The organism is Candidatus Amarolinea dominans (genome assembly GCA_016719785.1).
GTDB classification, from domain to species: domain Bacteria; phylum Chloroflexota; class Anaerolineae; order SSC4; family Amarolineaceae; genus Amarolinea; species Amarolinea dominans.
In genome coordinates, this window is record JADJYJ010000008.1 from 1 (window position 1) to 13,834 (window position 13,834).

General features: G+C 57.0%; 13 protein-coding genes and 2 pseudogenes. 6 read left to right on the plus strand and 9 right to left on the minus strand.

Annotated elements, in window-relative coordinates; all coding sequences use genetic code 11:
- Nucleotides 1-469, plus strand: a 469-nt coding sequence (locus IPM84_11240) for a hypothetical protein (GenBank protein ID MBK9093333.1), incomplete at its 5' end; no start/stop codon positions are given.
- On the opposite strand, the gene IPM84_11245 is transcribed toward IPM84_11240, so the two are convergent.
- From IPM84_11245 to IPM84_11280, 8 genes and pseudogenes are all read right to left on the minus strand, one after another.
- Nucleotides 381-791, minus strand: coding sequence for a winged helix-turn-helix domain-containing protein (locus tag IPM84_11245; protein MBK9093334.1), 411 nt, complete (start codon nucleotides 789-791; stop codon nucleotides 381-383). The two genes, IPM84_11240 and IPM84_11245, sit on opposite strands and share 89 nt — an antisense overlap.
- A gap of 12 nt (nucleotides 792-803) precedes the next feature.
- Complete coding sequence (locus IPM84_11250) at nucleotides 804-959, minus strand: hypothetical protein (protein ID MBK9093335.1); 156 nt, start codon at nucleotides 957-959, stop codon at nucleotides 804-806.
- Nucleotides 960-982: 23 nt separating this feature from the next.
- Nucleotides 983-3,692 (minus strand): annotated as a pseudogene (locus IPM84_11255) (DEAD/DEAH box helicase family protein).
- Nucleotides 3,693-3,890: 198 nt separating this feature from the next.
- Nucleotides 3,891-4,265, minus strand: coding sequence for a GxxExxY protein (locus IPM84_11260; protein ID MBK9093336.1), 375 nt, complete (start codon nucleotides 4,263-4,265; stop codon nucleotides 3,891-3,893).
- An 854-nt stretch (nucleotides 4,266-5,119) separates the two neighbouring features.
- Complete coding sequence (locus tag IPM84_11265; protein ID MBK9093337.1) at nucleotides 5,120-5,395, minus strand: hypothetical protein; 276 nt, start codon at nucleotides 5,393-5,395, stop codon at nucleotides 5,120-5,122.
- A 556-nt stretch (nucleotides 5,396-5,951) separates the two neighbouring features.
- Nucleotides 5,952-7,688 carry a site-specific DNA-methyltransferase gene (locus IPM84_11270; GenBank protein MBK9093338.1) on the minus strand — a complete coding sequence of 579 codons (1,737 nt, stop codon included), beginning with the start codon at nucleotides 7,686-7,688 and terminating at the stop codon, nucleotides 5,952-5,954.
- Between the two features lie 92 nt (nucleotides 7,689-7,780).
- Nucleotides 7,781-8,956, minus strand: a complete 1,176-nt coding sequence (locus IPM84_11275) for an AAA family ATPase (GenBank protein ID MBK9093339.1) — start codon at nucleotides 8,954-8,956, stop codon at nucleotides 7,781-7,783.
- 65 nt (nucleotides 8,957-9,021) lie between these two features.
- Nucleotides 9,022-9,363, minus strand: a complete 342-nt coding sequence (locus IPM84_11280; protein MBK9093340.1) for a nucleotidyltransferase domain-containing protein — start codon at nucleotides 9,361-9,363, stop codon at nucleotides 9,022-9,024.
- A 358-nt stretch (nucleotides 9,364-9,721) separates the two neighbouring features.
- Here IPM84_11280 and IPM84_11285 point away from each other — a divergent pair, with 358 nt between their 5' ends.
- From IPM84_11285 to IPM84_11295, 3 genes and pseudogenes are all read left to right on the plus strand, one after another.
- Complete coding sequence (locus IPM84_11285; protein MBK9093341.1) at nucleotides 9,722-10,522, plus strand: transposase family protein; 801 nt, start codon at nucleotides 9,722-9,724, stop codon at nucleotides 10,520-10,522.
- Nucleotides 10,509-11,186, plus strand: a complete 678-nt coding sequence (locus IPM84_11290) for a hypothetical protein (protein MBK9093342.1) — start codon at nucleotides 10,509-10,511, stop codon at nucleotides 11,184-11,186. The genes IPM84_11285 and IPM84_11290 overlap by 14 nt, the downstream gene beginning before the upstream one ends.
- A pseudogene (locus tag IPM84_11295) lies at nucleotides 11,173-11,974 on the plus strand (ATP-binding protein). The gene IPM84_11290 and the pseudogene IPM84_11295 overlap by 14 nt, the downstream one beginning before the upstream one ends.
- Before the next feature lie 19 nt (nucleotides 11,975-11,993).
- On the opposite strand, the gene IPM84_11300 reads toward IPM84_11295, so the two are convergent.
- Entirely contained in the window at nucleotides 11,994-12,155 is a 162-nt protein-coding gene (locus IPM84_11300; protein ID MBK9093343.1) for a type II toxin-antitoxin system Phd/YefM family antitoxin, read from the minus strand.
- A gap of 112 nt (nucleotides 12,156-12,267) precedes the next feature.
- On the opposite strand from IPM84_11300, the gene IPM84_11305 reads away from it, so the two are divergent.
- Nucleotides 12,268-12,441, plus strand: coding sequence for a hypothetical protein (locus IPM84_11305; protein MBK9093344.1), 174 nt, complete (start codon nucleotides 12,268-12,270; stop codon nucleotides 12,439-12,441).
- Nucleotides 12,442-12,509: 68 nt separating this feature from the next.
- Nucleotides 12,510-13,700 (plus strand): ATP-binding protein, encoded by a 1,191-nt coding sequence (locus IPM84_11310; GenBank protein MBK9093345.1) that lies wholly within the window; start codon nucleotides 12,510-12,512, stop codon nucleotides 13,698-13,700.
- Nucleotides 13,701-13,834 lie beyond the last annotated feature (134 nt).

Genomic DNA, 13,834 nt, shown 5'->3' on the forward strand with positions numbered 1-13,834 from the left:
CTGCCTGGTCGCATGGTTGACGCGGCGCGGACGGCTGGATTTGCTGCTCTGTCTGCTGCCTGTGGCGCTGCTCTGGCACAACTGGGCCAATGTGGACCTCAGCCGCGACACCGAGGCCCGTCAGTATGCGCTGGCTGCACTGGCCGCGGCGCGTTCCGACGCCCTGCTGATTGCTGACGGCGATGAGCACGCGCTCGCGCTGTGGTATGCGCAGGACGGGTTGGGAGAACGACCCGATGTGGCAATCGTTGAGCGCACCCCGTGGAACTTCGACCGGTACCGCCGTCACCTGGTGCAGCGCTGGCCCGATCTGTCCGCTGCCGCGGGGCCGGATGTGAACGACCTCATCGAGAGCCAGCGCGGCCGGCGCCCCATCTTCATCACCGATCCCGATGAAGATATGGCTCTGCGTTTCGAGTTGAAACCGATCGGGACTCTATTCGAGGTGGCATGGCCCGGTTCACCGTAAACTGATCGGGAGCATGTCCCAGCGCCGCCAGTAGTTTCCCGATCACCTGCACCACCGACTTCGCGCTCTGATTCGTCTCGATCCACAGCGCCGTGCCTGGAATCTGCGCCGGCGAGATCATGCCGTCCGGACTGCTGGCGCGCACGAAGCGTGAATCCTCCTGCAGCGAGTCAATGTACAGCCGTGAGGCCATCGTCGCTTCGGGCGTCAGCCCCTGGGGCGAGATCAGCTTCCGTCCCAGCGCGGCCTCGGTGATCTCCTCAAAGCGCAGCGGCCGGCCCGCAGCATGGAGGATGCTGTACGCAGCGTCGAGATAGGTCATGGTGGTAATCCTCTAAATTACGGGCAGTTGTGTCTCTGGTCCGTCATCCGCAACCGGCAGACACCAGTTACGTTCGGTTTCCGGGTCGCGCAGCTCGGAAAGGCTAAACAACACGTTGAGAATCTGGTCGGCGCGCCAGCCCTTGACCGAAGGGATGTCTTGATACATAGCGATGTTCACCCTCCGCAATGTCAGGCGCTCGGCAGCCGGATTGTAGATGCTGCATAGGCCGAGGCGAGCAGAGCAAGCGTCATATTCTCAGCGATCACGTCATGGGGAATCAGCACATACTCCCACCGCTTGCCGCCGTAGCTCTTGGCATGATCGCTCGCCATCTGACACCAGTTCACTGCCGCGTCGCGCTTGACCAGGACGTCGGCATCGTTCAGCGCGTTTCTGGCCTTGGGTTCCAGCATGTAAATCACGGTTTCAGTCTCAGCGACGAAGTCCGGCTGGTATTCCAGGTGATCGGCGCCCTGCCTATAGTAGATCTGGAATTGTCCCTTCGCCGGCCTGAACCACTTCAACGCTTCCCGCTCCAGGATGACCGCCAGAACCCGCTCCGGGTCCGATTGAAACTTCTGCACCGGATAGAGGCAGCGTGCGAACCCGCCGAACAAGTACTTCGACATGTTGCTCTTGTCGGCCGGTGACTGGCGGAAATTCAGCACCGGGTCGGACGCTGAGGCCGTGTACGCGCTGGGCTTTAGCTCATTGAACCCCTTGCTGATTACGACCTCGTAGCCGGCAGCCTCCTCCCAGTAACGCGCATCCATCTGCGCATGGACGAATTGCGCGATGGGCCTTTGATAGCAGCGCAGCACTTTGCGTGTCTCATCTTCCGAGAGGTATGTCTGGAAGTGGCCGATCACTTGTACGGCCAGGTCATAGAGCAAGTCGGCATGATCATCGTAGGAGACGTCATCGAAATCCACCAGGCCGCTGACCACGGTGTCCTCAAGCCGCGCTTCCTGGGCGCCACCCTTCCCCAACGTCAGGATCTCCAGTTGATTCGTGCCCAGGTGCTGGATCCACAGTTCTTCCGAAACCGGCGGGTAGCGCAGCGCATCCAACGCCAGCGTGAAGGGCGCGAAGCCTGAGCGCACCTCACCCTGCGGCACCACGAGGATGCGCGGGATGTCAATAGTCTGCTGAATCACCAGGTCGGAGGTCCTGGCCACGACCGCCGCGATGTCGGGCGGCGGCGTGATCCCCTCCAGCGCCAACTGAGCCGGCCGGTACTGGTTGGCAACCTCGCGCACCACCTGGGCCTGAATCTCGGGCCGTTGCAGATAGCTCACGCCGGGCACGCTTTGCGGCTGGCTTTCCAGCTTGCGGATCACCGCATAGGCGATCTGGGCGACTTTCTGCTCCTCTGGATTCCCAAAGACCGGCGGCGGGGTGGACTCAGGGATCTGGGTGCTGGCAGTGAGTTGTTCGGGCTGCAAGCCGAGTTTGGTAGCCAGTTGCGATTGCGACACCACGGTGACGGTCCTCTGGCGCAACTGCTCTGGATCAAGCTCCACCACTTGCACGTGAAGGGCAGAACCTGGCCGGTTCGCCTCATCTATGATCTCCTGGAACCTGTCGTGGGCGACGATGTTGAGCCGGTCTACCGCCATCACGCCGGTGCGTTTGCCGAAGGGCAGGCGCAGGCCGCGGCCAATGGACTGTTCGATGAGGATGCGGGCGTTGGCGGCGCGCAGCGGCACGATGGTGTAGAGGTTCGTCACGTCCCAGCCCTCTTTCAGCATGTTGACGTGGACCACGATCTCGGTCAGTTCGTCGGGGCTTTCAACGGCCAGCAGCCGCTGCACCATTTCATCTTCCTCCGCGCCGGTGCGGCTGGAATCCACCTGGATGACGCGACCTTTGTAGCGGCCTTCGAAGAAGGCGTCCGACTGCACCAACTGCACCAACTGGCCGGCGTGGGTCGTGTCGCGCGCGATGACCAGCAGGAACGGCTTGACGATGATGTTGCCCGTCTCGCGGGCGTAGGTTTCCAGCTCGACTTTGACGCTCTCGTGTAGCCGCAGACCGTCCTCCAACTTCAGCCGTTCGAGCGCCTCTGCGGACATACCGGCCGGGTTGAAGTTCTTGCGCGTGACCACCGCCGGCTCTTTTACGAAGCCATCCGCCATCGCCGCGCCCAGTGGGTAGCTGTAGATCACGTTCTTGAACGGAATCGCGCCCCGCGGCGTTTCGATCATGGGTGTAGCAGTCAGTTCCAGCCCCAGCACCGGTTTCAGCTCGTTGATGGCGCGCACCCCGGCCGACGCCCGGTAGCGGTGCGACTCGTCCATGATCAGCGTCAGGTCGTCCAGCCCGGCCAGGTAATCGAAGTAGCTTTGACCGATGTACTCGGAGAGGCGCTTGATGCGCGGGGATTTGCCGCCGCGCACTTCGGCGTTGATCTTCGAGATGTTGAAGATGTTGATCTTGCAGCGCAGCGTCACGTCGAAGAGCGTGCTGGCCGACCCCTCGTAGTTATCGCCCGTGATGATGTAGGGCGGGTTGGTGGCGAACTCGGCGATCCCCTTTGAAGACGTACTTGGGCGTGTTGGGCGTGAAGTCGGTGATCAGCTTGTTGTAGATCGTCAGGTTGGGCGCCAGCACGAAGAAGTTGTTGAGGCCGTGCGCCAGGTGCAGATAGCTGATGAACGCGCCCATCAGCCGGGTCTTGCCCACGCCGGTGGCCAGCGCAAAGCAGAGCGACGGGAACTCGCGCTCGAAATCGGTCACCGACGGGAACTCGCCCCGGATCACCTCCAGCGCTGCCTGGACGTCGTTGCTTTTGTGTGGCGGCACGATCTCGGTGATGCGATCCAGGATCTCCAGCGAGCGGCGTTGCGGCGGGCGCAAACTCAGGCGACCGGCAATAGCATTGACATGACGATTCATCTGCTTCCTGCCTTGGAATGATTGACCACAAAGAGCACAGAGAACGCAAAGATCATTTTTGGTTTTCTTCTTTGTGCGCTTTGCGTTCTCTGTGGCTGTTCGATGCGTGCCAGAGCGTCACCACAAAGAGCACAGAGAACGCAAAGATCATTTTTGGTTTTCTTCTCTGTGTTCTTTGCGTTCTTTGTGGCTGTCTTTCTACGCGTTCCAAATGTACTTGCGAATCTGGAAACGATAGGAACCGAAGTTGATCAGCATTCCGTGTTCCATCCGAGACGACTTGAGATAGCCCAGGATCTGCGCTTCGTGCTCGGGTGCGATTGCCTTTGCAGTCTTCAGCTCGATGATGAGAATATCATCAATGAGTAGGTCGGCGAAATAGTCGCCGATGAGCGTGCCATCTTCGTCGTAGACCTTAATCGGATGCTGCTGTGCGACCTTGTGCCCTGCCTTGCGCACCCGATGCGCCAACGCGTTTTCGTATACCTTCTCCAGATGCCCATGCCCGTGATAGACATGAATGGCATAAGCAATATCCCGCACCTCATCGCACAAAGCCATAATGTTTTGCATAGAACCCTCCTTGAAAGATTGGAAGATAGAGATTTGACCGCAGAGAGCACAAAGAGCGCAAAGACCTCTTTTTTCTCTGTGTTCTCTGCGTCCTTTGCGGTCATCTTGCAGCACGTATTTGACCACAGAGAGCACAAAGAGCGCAAAGACCTCTTTTTCTCTGTGTTCTCTGCGTCCTTTGCGGTCATCTTGCAGCACGTATTTGACCACAGAGAGCACAAAGAGCGCAAAGACCTCTTTTTTCTCTGTGTTCTCTGCGTCCTTTGCGGTCATCTTGCAGCACGTATTTGACCACAGAGAGCACAAAGAGCGCAAAGACCTCTTTTTTTCTGTGTTCTCTGCGTCCTTTGCGGTCATCTTGCAGCACGTATTTGACCACAGAGAGCACAAAGAGCGCAAAGACCTCTTTTTTCTCTGTGTTCTCTGCGTCCTTTGCGGTCATTTTGCAGCACGTATTTGACCACAGAGAGCACAAAGAGCGCAAAGACCTCTTTTTTCTCTGTGTTCTCTGCGTCCTTTGCGGTCATCTTGCAGCACGTATTTGACCACAGAGAGCACAAAGAGCGCAAAGACCTCTTTTTTCTCTGTGTTCTCTGCGTCCTTTGCGGTCATCTTGCAGCACGTATTTGACCGCAGAGAGCACAAAGAGCGCAAAGACCTCTTTTTTCTCTGCGTCCTTTGCGGTCATCTTGCAGCACGTATTTGACCACAGAGAGCACAAAGAGCGCAAAGACCTCTTTTTTTTCTGTGTTCTCTGCGTCCTTTGCGGTCATCTTGCAGCACGTATTTGACCACAGAGAGCACAAAGAGCGCAAAGACCTCTTTTTTCTCTGTGTTCTCTGCGTCCTTTGCGGTCATCTTGCAACACGTATTTGACCACAGAGAGCACAAAGAGCGCAAAGACCTCTTTTTTCTCTGTGTTCTCTGCGTCCTTTGCGGTCATCTTGCAGCACGTATTTGACCACAGAGAGCACAAAGAGCGCAAAGACCTCTTTTTCTCTGCGTTCTCTGCGTCCTTTGCGGTTATTTTGCAGCACGTATTTGATCACAGAGAGCACAAAGAGCGCAAAGACCTCTTTTTTCTGTTCTCTGCGTCCTTTGCGGTCATCTTGCAGCACGTATTTGATCACAGAGAGCACAAAGAGCGCAAAGACCTCTTTTTTCTGTGTTCTCTGCGTCCTTTGCGGTCATCTTGCAGCACGTATTTGACCACAGAGAGCACAAAGAGCGCAAAGACCTCTTTTTCTCTGTGTTCTCTGCGTCCTTTGCGGTCATCTTGCAACACGTATTTGACCACAGAGAGCACAAAGAGCGCAAAGACCTCTTTTCCTCTGTGTTCTCTGCATCCTTTGCGGTCATCTTGCAGCACGTATTTGACCACAGAGAGCACAAAGAGCGCAAAGACCTCTTTTTTCTCTGTGTTCTCTGCGTCCTTTGCGGTTATCTTGCAGCACGTATTTGACCACAGAGAGCACAAAGAGCGCAAAGACCTCTTTTTTCTCTGTGTTCTCTGCGTCCTTTGCGGTTATCTTGCAGCACGTATTTGACCACAGAGAGCACAAAGAGCGCAAAGACCTCTTTTTTCTCTGTGTTCTCTGCGTCCTTTGCGGTCATCTTGCAGCACGTATTTGACCACAGAGAGCACAAAGACCTCTTTTTTCTCTGTGTTCTCTGCGTCCTTTGCGGTTATTCTCCAACTCCAAACAGCGACGGCTGATTGGGTGTTGCGGGTCTGGCGGGCTTGGGCGGCGCGCTAGGCAGGTTTTCCACCTTGAGGCTGTAATCATCGTGGCCCCATTCACAAGCCGCCAGCACTGTCTTGGGGATCTTCTTGACGGTGAGGTTGGGATACCGATCGGCCGCACCGCGGAACGCCAGACACAGCGCCAGCAGCGAACGCTCCGGCCCCACCTCATCGCTCAGTTGGGCGAGCTGCTCCGGGCTGAGCGTCTGCGTGGTGACGTAGATGAAGTCGCTCTCGGTGGAATGGCCGTGCTGCCAGTAGACCGCGTCGCTGGGCGCATAAGTGAAGCCTTCCAGCTTGCACAGCGCCTCGGCGAGCATGGCCGCGTTGTACTGCTTGTTGATCACCCAGTTGCCCCAGCGGTCCTTCTCCAGCAGCGAAGGCGCCAGCCGGAAGTAGCGGAACCCGCCGCCACCCTGCCAGCCCACGGCCTGGGTGACGCCGCCCTTGTCCTCGCTATCAATGACCTTGCGCAGTCGCGGGATGATGTGTGTGTGGCAGTGCTCGCCCAGTTCGATCATGATCCAGCGCCGGCCCATCTTGTGCGCCACCGCGCCGGTGGTGCCCGAGCCGGCGAAAGAGTCGAGTACCCAGTCGCCGGGGTTGGTTGTCAGATCCAAGACGCGCTTGATGAGACCTTCGGGCTTCTTGCCCTTCGGGAAGACCACGCCACCTTCAGCATGTATGTTGTTCGAGAGGATGTCCTGCCATAGGGTTGTCAGAGGCTCACCAGCCACCATCTGACCATCGATTTCTTTGAGCTTGTCCGCGTAGAATAGGATTCGTCTGCCACCTCTTAGATAGATATCGGAATAGCCTTTGCGTTGAAGGCAGAAGATCTCCTCTGGTTTGGACTTTGAGATGTCAATCAGTTTTCGAGCTTCAGCACTCACTCCCTCATAATTGGGACGCGCAAATTGCATCACACTTCGCGCCTGCGTCGTTACAAACTCATTAAGTAAACCAGGTTTGGTTCGGGCTATTTCTCGAGCCTCTCCCTCCAAAATGTGATGTGCTTCAGCAAAAGCCTTTACTAGAGTTGTGATACGCCAGAATCTGTAGGGCTCTTCGACATTCTCGATGAACTGGCTGTAGCGTTCATCTCGCTCCCTACCCGTGAAAACACGGTTGGGCGTCCAGTGCGACTTTTCTTTCGCGTAGATCAGAAGGAAGTTGGTTGTGTTGACACATCCCGGATTTATCGCTTTATGACCCGTTGCAGACGCCTGTTTGAATGTCACGACATATAGGCGATTGTCGCGACCAAATAGCTCATCCAGCAAGACGATGAGGTACCCGAGCTCGTTGTCATCAATGTGAACGAATAGCGTGCCATCTCTGGCAAGGAGCCTTCTGAGAAGCTCAAGACGATCGCGCATCAAGCTAAGCCAGATGGAGTGCTCTACCGTGTCATCGTAGTGCTCGAAGGCCTGTTGGGTGTTGAACGGCGGATCGATGTAGATGCACTTGATCTTGCCGGCATACTCCTGCTCCAGCGCCTTCAGCGCCAGCAGGTTGTCGCCGAAGATCAGCCGGTTATCGAAGCTGTCCTGGTCGGTCACGCGGTGGCTGGCGTGGTAGGACTTCTCCGGGTCTTCCAGCAGGATGCGCGGCTCCAACTGCGGCCGGTTCTCCTTGCCGATCCAGGTGAGTTCGAGTTTTTGGTTACGTTGGGTCATGGTCAGTTACTCATACGACGAAAAAACCGCAAAGAGCGCAAAGAGCACAAAGATTCTCTGCGTTCTCTGCGTTCTTTGTGGTCAATTCTCTTCTACCTGTTGGAAGGTCGCGACGCATGCAGCCCGAAGGCCGGCGTCAACAGGATCGTATCCGGTCGCGATGCAATGACCTTCTCGTATTCCTCCGTGGTTAGGGCACGCGGCGCGACGCCACTGCCCGGCTCAGGCAAGACGAAGAGGCCGTTGGGGTCGGCGGCCTGGCAGATGATCGGGCTGTGTGTCGTGACGAGGAACTGGATATTCGGGAAGTGGCGTTTCAGCCAAAAGCCGATCTCGCGCTGCCACTCCGGATGCAAATGGGCATCCACTTCGTCAATCAGCACCACGCCGCTGCGCCTGATGAAAATCCTGCCGTCCGTCCCTCTGTCTGTCAAGCCCTCGACGCCGTACACGCTGACGAGGTGCCGGATGATGTCGGCGATCAGAGCCAACGCCGCCCGGTACCCATCGCTCATCTCACTCCACGCCAGTTGTACCCCGTTGCGATCCTTGAGCCAAAGCCCATCGGAATCCACACGATCCACCGTGATCTGATTCGGCAGGAGATCATCCCGCAGAATCTCCAGCAGCAGCGCCAGTTGCTCACGCTCGGCCGCGCGGTTCTCGAGCTCCTTGTGCTTCAGATTTCGCAGCCATTGGTCAACCTCGGCCAGCGACGCAGCCTCTTGGAACATCGTCACGAAGCGCTCAGTGGTTGGTGCGACCATTTGGCGCGTGGCCTCTGGCGATGCACCGAACACGCGGCGAAACGGCCCATACCCACACGAGAACCAGCCCGTGGCATCAGGCGACCAGATAGTGCGCTCAGGTGTTGCGTAGTTGCGCGGCTTCCCAGGCGGAATGGCGGCTTGCAACGTTGGCTCCTTGCCGCCATTCGTGAGTGTGAGTTTGACCGGGAAGCGGGAAGATGGGTTTCGCCCAGATTCAGATGTGGCATCATCGTCAATGACCCGCACGATTTCGAGCTGGATCGCCGCCTCATCGTCGGCGCCATCGCGAATCCAACCTTGGAAACTTGGCTGCAATGAACGCGCCGTATCCCTGCCTGTCAATCCCACAGCAATCGCCTTCAGGATCGTGCTTTTCCCCGATCCGTTATCGCCGGTAAACACGGTCCACCCCGCGTAGCTTCCGCCGGCGCGCGTCAGATCGAATTGAAGATCTGCGAAACCACGGATGTTTTTGAGGATCACTCTGCTGATATACATCGCGGCACCTCTCTGCTTCCTGCGTACTTTGCGGCTATTGTACCACTGGATCGGTTCAGATGAAATCAGGATTCATAGAGGACCATCCCCTCGCTCAAGGCCGCGGTAATGAACGCATTGGGCACCTCGCGCCACTCGGCCACCTCCTCCGGCGTCCACACCAGGATGTCCTTGGCCGGCGCCAGGCCGACCAGCGCGCGACGGTAGCGCGCCGCGCGGCGGTAGCGCGGCTGGTCCGACGGCTCGATCAGCAGCAGATCATAGTCACTATCGGGCCGTGCGTCACCGCGCGCGCGCGAGCCAAACAAGACGATCTTCTGAGGGTTTCCGGTGGCCCTAATCCGGTGGACCATCTCTTTGAGCGAAGCGTCCAACCTTGCACGCTCGGCCACTCCTGACCCTGCCATATACCCTCCATTTATTTCTCATTTCCTTACCTTCGTTGAAGTATACCATACAGCCGCCCTACGCCGCTTCCGCGTACAGCCGGCGCTGCAACTCCGCCATCGTTGTGCGGAACCGCTGCGAGTCGCCGCCGAAGCGGCGCAGCACACCCCGCGCCTCGCCCATCTCGCTCCTTCCAGGCCAGGAACTGCGCAAAGTCCTCATAGGGGATTATGGCTGTTCAACGACAACTATAATTACTCATTGACGACAATTAGAACTGCCCACTAGGAAGCAGCAGGCAGGTCAGGTAAACTTCCTCTGATCATGAAGGAGAGGGAGGATAAGATGACTTGTACCGATGCTCAAGTGAGGCTAGCAATGCGTGAACGAACGAAAGGCCGTACCCAAGAACAATCGGCCGTCAAAGCGAACATTAAAAGTCGAAAAACGGTTGCTAAGTATGAGGAGCTGGAACAACTTCCCAGTGAAGTGCAGCAACCACGGGCATATCGCACGCGAGACGACCCGTTTAGTGACTATTGGCCGAAGGTAGAGCAGATGTTAGCAGCTGCTCCAGAACTGGAAGCCAAAACGCTTTTCGAGTGGTTGTGCGAACAGCAGCCAGATAAGTATCAGGAAGGCCAGTTGCGAACCCTACAACGGCGGATAGCCGAGTGGCGGGCGATACACCTGGCCCAGATCGCTGTTTTGGCGCAGGTCCACCGACCAGGCGAAATTCTGCAGACGGATGGCACCTGGCTAACGGAGTTAGGGGCGACAATTGCCGGTGAGTCCTTCAAGCATGTGCTGATTCACAGCGTGTTACCCTACTCCAACTGGGAATGGGGGGTGGTGGCACAATCGGAATCACTATTGGCGTACCAGCGCGCCTTGCAGGTGACCCTGTTCAACTTGGGCGCGGTGCCGGTGTACCATCAGACCGACAATTCGTCGGCGGTTACCCACTCACTGAGCGCCAGCGATGAGTTGGGCCGGGAGTATAATCTGGCTTACCTGGCTCTCTTGAAGCATTATGGGATGCAGCCGCGGACCATCCATGTCGGCAGCCCCGAAGAGAACGGTGACATCGAAGCGGCCAACGGTGCGCTCAAGCAGGCGTTGCGCCAGCATCTGCTACTGCGCAGCAGCTCCGGATTTTGCCTCCGTGACAGATTATGAGCACTTCATCGCTCAGGTGATGACCCGGCGCAACGAACGTCGGCGGGAGCGCCTGGCCGAGGAATTAGCGGTGATGAAGCCACTGACGGTACCTCCGCTGGAATCGTATCAAGAATGCCGGGTGAGAGTCGGCCGGGGTAGCATGATCCGGGTGCAGCACAATGCCTACTCCGTACCGACCAGCCTGATTGGCCAAATGGTCATCGTTCACATCCATGAGTGGCACCTGGAAGTCTACTTCCGGCGAAACCTGATGGCAAAGATGCCCCGCCTTGTGGGCCAAAATCAGTATCAACTGAACTATCGGCACTTAGTGGATAGCCTGCTACGCAAACCCGGCGGCTTTCCGGGATTACCGTTACCGGGAAGCCTTGTTTCCGACCGTTGTTTTCCGGCAAGCCTGGGAAATCTTGAACCAGTGGCACTCACCGCGCAAAGCCGACCTGATCTACCTACGCATCGTGCATTGGGCGGCGCACCCCTGGAAAGTGACGTGGAAGCCGCACTGAAACGTTTGCTGGAGAGTCCAGAAACCTGGGATGACACCGACGTTGAACGCTTGATCAAGTCTCCATCACCAGCGATACCCCAGTTGGCGACATCATCAGTCAATCTGGCCCAGTACGATGCCCTACTCAGGGAGGTGAACGATGACAGTGCTTGAACCAATTGCGCAACACTGCAAACGCCTGCGGCTGCCCAGCATCGCCGAGGCCGTACCGGAAGCCCTGAGCCTGGCCCAGCAGCAGGACTGGTCTCTCGAGGAGTTTCCTGCTCTATCTGTTAGAGCAGGAAACAGCCGGTCGCCAGCAGCGTCGGGTTGAGCGCTTGCTACGTGAGGCTCACCTACCACCCGACAAAACCCTGGCCCGGTTTGAGCAGTCCCGGCTGCCTTTACGCTTGCGCCGCCAATTAGCTGGCCTGATCGAGGGCGGTTTCATCAAGGAGGCAGAAAACATATTGATTTTTGGGCCAACCCGGACTGGGAAAACACATTTGGCCGCCGCGTTGGCTTACGAATGGATTCACCACGATTACAGCGTCTGGTTCACTCCGACCTATAAACTGGTCGACGGCTTACCGCGAGCCAAACGGGACTATGCACTGGAACCGGAACTGAAACGGCTCGATCGCTTTCAGGTGGTCATCCTCGATGACATCGGCTATGTTCAGCAGAGCCGGGAAGAAATGGAAGTGTTATTCACTTTTCTGGCTGAGCGTTATGAGCGCCGCAGCGTAGTGATCACCTCCAATCTCGTGTTTTCACAGTGGGATCAAATCTTCAAAGATCCCTTGACCACGGCCGCGGCGATCGACCGCGTGGTTCATCACAGTCGGATCATCGAGTTCGGGTCCGAAATGACCAGTATGCGAGCGGAAGCAGCCGCCCGCCGCCAATCACAGGAAATGGGTCAGGCTCAGCCTGGCCAGGTTGAGGCAATTCGAAACTAACCATTCAAAATGGGTAATTCTAATTGTCGCTGATGTGTAAATCTAATTGTCGCTTGACAATTATGGCCGCTTCGGGCCGGCTGCCGCGCGTGAGCACGTAGGGCACATGATTCTTGACGACCTCATCAAGGATGGTGCGAAATCGGCGCTGCAAGTCGGTGACGCCAATGATTTGATGCATAGCTGCCTCACTTTGAATAGCACTACAAAGTTTGCTATGAATTATAACACGGCGACGCCGTTACGCCGCACCGCGTACAGCCGGCGTTGCAGCTCGGTCAGCCGGCGGCAGCGTGTTTGGCGTGACCACCTTCGCCATTCCCGCCTTCCCCGCCTGGGCATCGCTGACCCCGCCGGTCCCGGCCGGCAACCCACGCGTCGCCAGCGGCCCGCCCGGCGCCTACACCGGTCAGGGCGCTGCTGCGTTCCGGCGCTCCTACCTGCCGCTCGTGGTCTCCGTCACCTGAGATGACATTTTTACCCCTAAAACTGTCTGTCTATTGACAAATTTGCCAGTGTTTGATAAGATACACCTATGTACATCAGAATTGTCGAAAAAAGGCTCCTTTCGCTGCTGGAAACGCCGGAAATCCTGGTTCTGTACGGGCCGCGACGCGTGGGGAAGACAACGCTCCTGCGCAAGCTGCACGCGCAGATTCAGCCGTCGCATCCAACCATTTTCTATACCCTGGACGACCCGACGGCCCAGGCCATTTTCGGTGAGCCTGCGACCGCGCGGTTGGAACGTATCTTCGCCGAGCTTGGCTTTGTCCCTGAGCGCCGAGCCTTCCTCTTCCTGGATGAAATCCAGAGCTTTCCCCAAATTGATCTACTGCTGAAATTGATTTTTGATCACTTTCCGCATGTGAAGGTGATCGCGACGTCGTCTTCCTCCTTGCTTCTTCTGCAGAACCTGACCGACAGCCTGGCCGGCCGCAAATACTTCATCGAGCTGCTGCCGTTGACGTTGAGCGAAGTGATGGGTATCGAGATTGATGACCCCTTCACATTCCCGGAGCGCATCACGCAGCAGGACGCGCTGAACGAATGGCTGCGTTCGTTTGCCGTTTACGGTTCCTATCCAGAGATCATAACGCGGCCTGCGGTCGAGGAGAAGCAAGCCAAGCTGCGCGATATTCTGGATAGTGCGCTCTACAAAGACATCTTCTTATTCGAGCGCCTGAAAGCTCCCCAGGTGCTCATCAAACTGATGACGCTGCTGGCGCACCAGATTGGCAACCTGGTCAATCTGAACGAGTTAGCATCCCAACTTGGCATGGGTCGCAACTCCGTTGAGCAGTACATTGCGACGCTGGAAAAATACTTCCTGGTTTTTCGGCTGCCGCCCTTCGAGCGCAACCTGCGCAGCGAAATCAACGCAAAGCAGAAAGTCTACTTCTGGGATTTGGGTATCCGCAACGCCGTCATCAATCGCTTCACGCCGTTCGATGCGCGTGACGATAGGGGCGCCCTGTTCGAGAACCTGGTCGTAGCTGCGCTGTTGAAACGCAACCTGTACGCGCGCCGTCCGTTCAACACCTACTTCTGGCGGACTCATGAAGGGTATGAAATTGACCTGGTGTTGGAAAACGTTCAGCGCCAGGAACTATGGGCGATGCAAACTACGACCACCGGCAAAGCCAGCTTCTCGCGCGCATTCGCCAGCTACCAGCCAACCCAATCTCTCGTCGTCAACCTGGAGAACGGGTATCGTTTCTGTTGGTAATTGGTAAAACGAAGGTCACCATCAGAAGCCCCGAACGAGTCCTCAGTTCGTCACAGAAACGAACAGCGTTAGATGATGACGCCGTTTGGGATTCGCGGCCGCTTTGCGCTACAATACCTCTGCATCCACACGAA

Excerpts from the sequence above, each read along its gene's own strand:
- IPM84_11245 (MBK9093334.1), bottom strand. The coding sequence starts at position 791 with ATGACCTATCTCGACGCTGCGTACAGCATCCTCCATGCTGCGGGCCGG.
- IPM84_11250 (MBK9093335.1), bottom strand. The coding sequence starts at position 959 with ATGTATCAAGACATCCCTTCGGTCAAGGGCTGGCGCGCCGACCAGATT.
- IPM84_11260 (MBK9093336.1), bottom strand. The coding sequence starts at position 4,265 with ATGCAAAACATTATGGCTTTGTGCGATGAGGTGCGGGATATTGCTTAT.
- IPM84_11270 (MBK9093338.1), bottom strand. The coding sequence starts at position 7,688 with ATGACCCAACGTAACCAAAAACTCGAACTCACCTGGATCGGCAAGGAG.
- IPM84_11275 (MBK9093339.1), bottom strand. The coding sequence starts at position 8,956 with ATGTATATCAGCAGAGTGATCCTCAAAAACATCCGTGGTTTCGCAGAT.
- IPM84_11280 (MBK9093340.1), bottom strand. The coding sequence starts at position 9,363 with ATGGCAGGGTCAGGAGTGGCCGAGCGTGCAAGGTTGGACGCTTCGCTC.
- IPM84_11285 (MBK9093341.1), top strand. The coding sequence starts at position 9,722 with ATGCGTGAACGAACGAAAGGCCGTACCCAAGAACAATCGGCCGTCAAA.
- IPM84_11300 (MBK9093343.1), bottom strand. The coding sequence starts at position 12,155 with ATGCATCAAATCATTGGCGTCACCGACTTGCAGCGCCGATTTCGCACC.
- IPM84_11310 (MBK9093345.1), top strand. The coding sequence starts at position 12,510 with ATGTACATCAGAATTGTCGAAAAAAGGCTCCTTTCGCTGCTGGAAACG.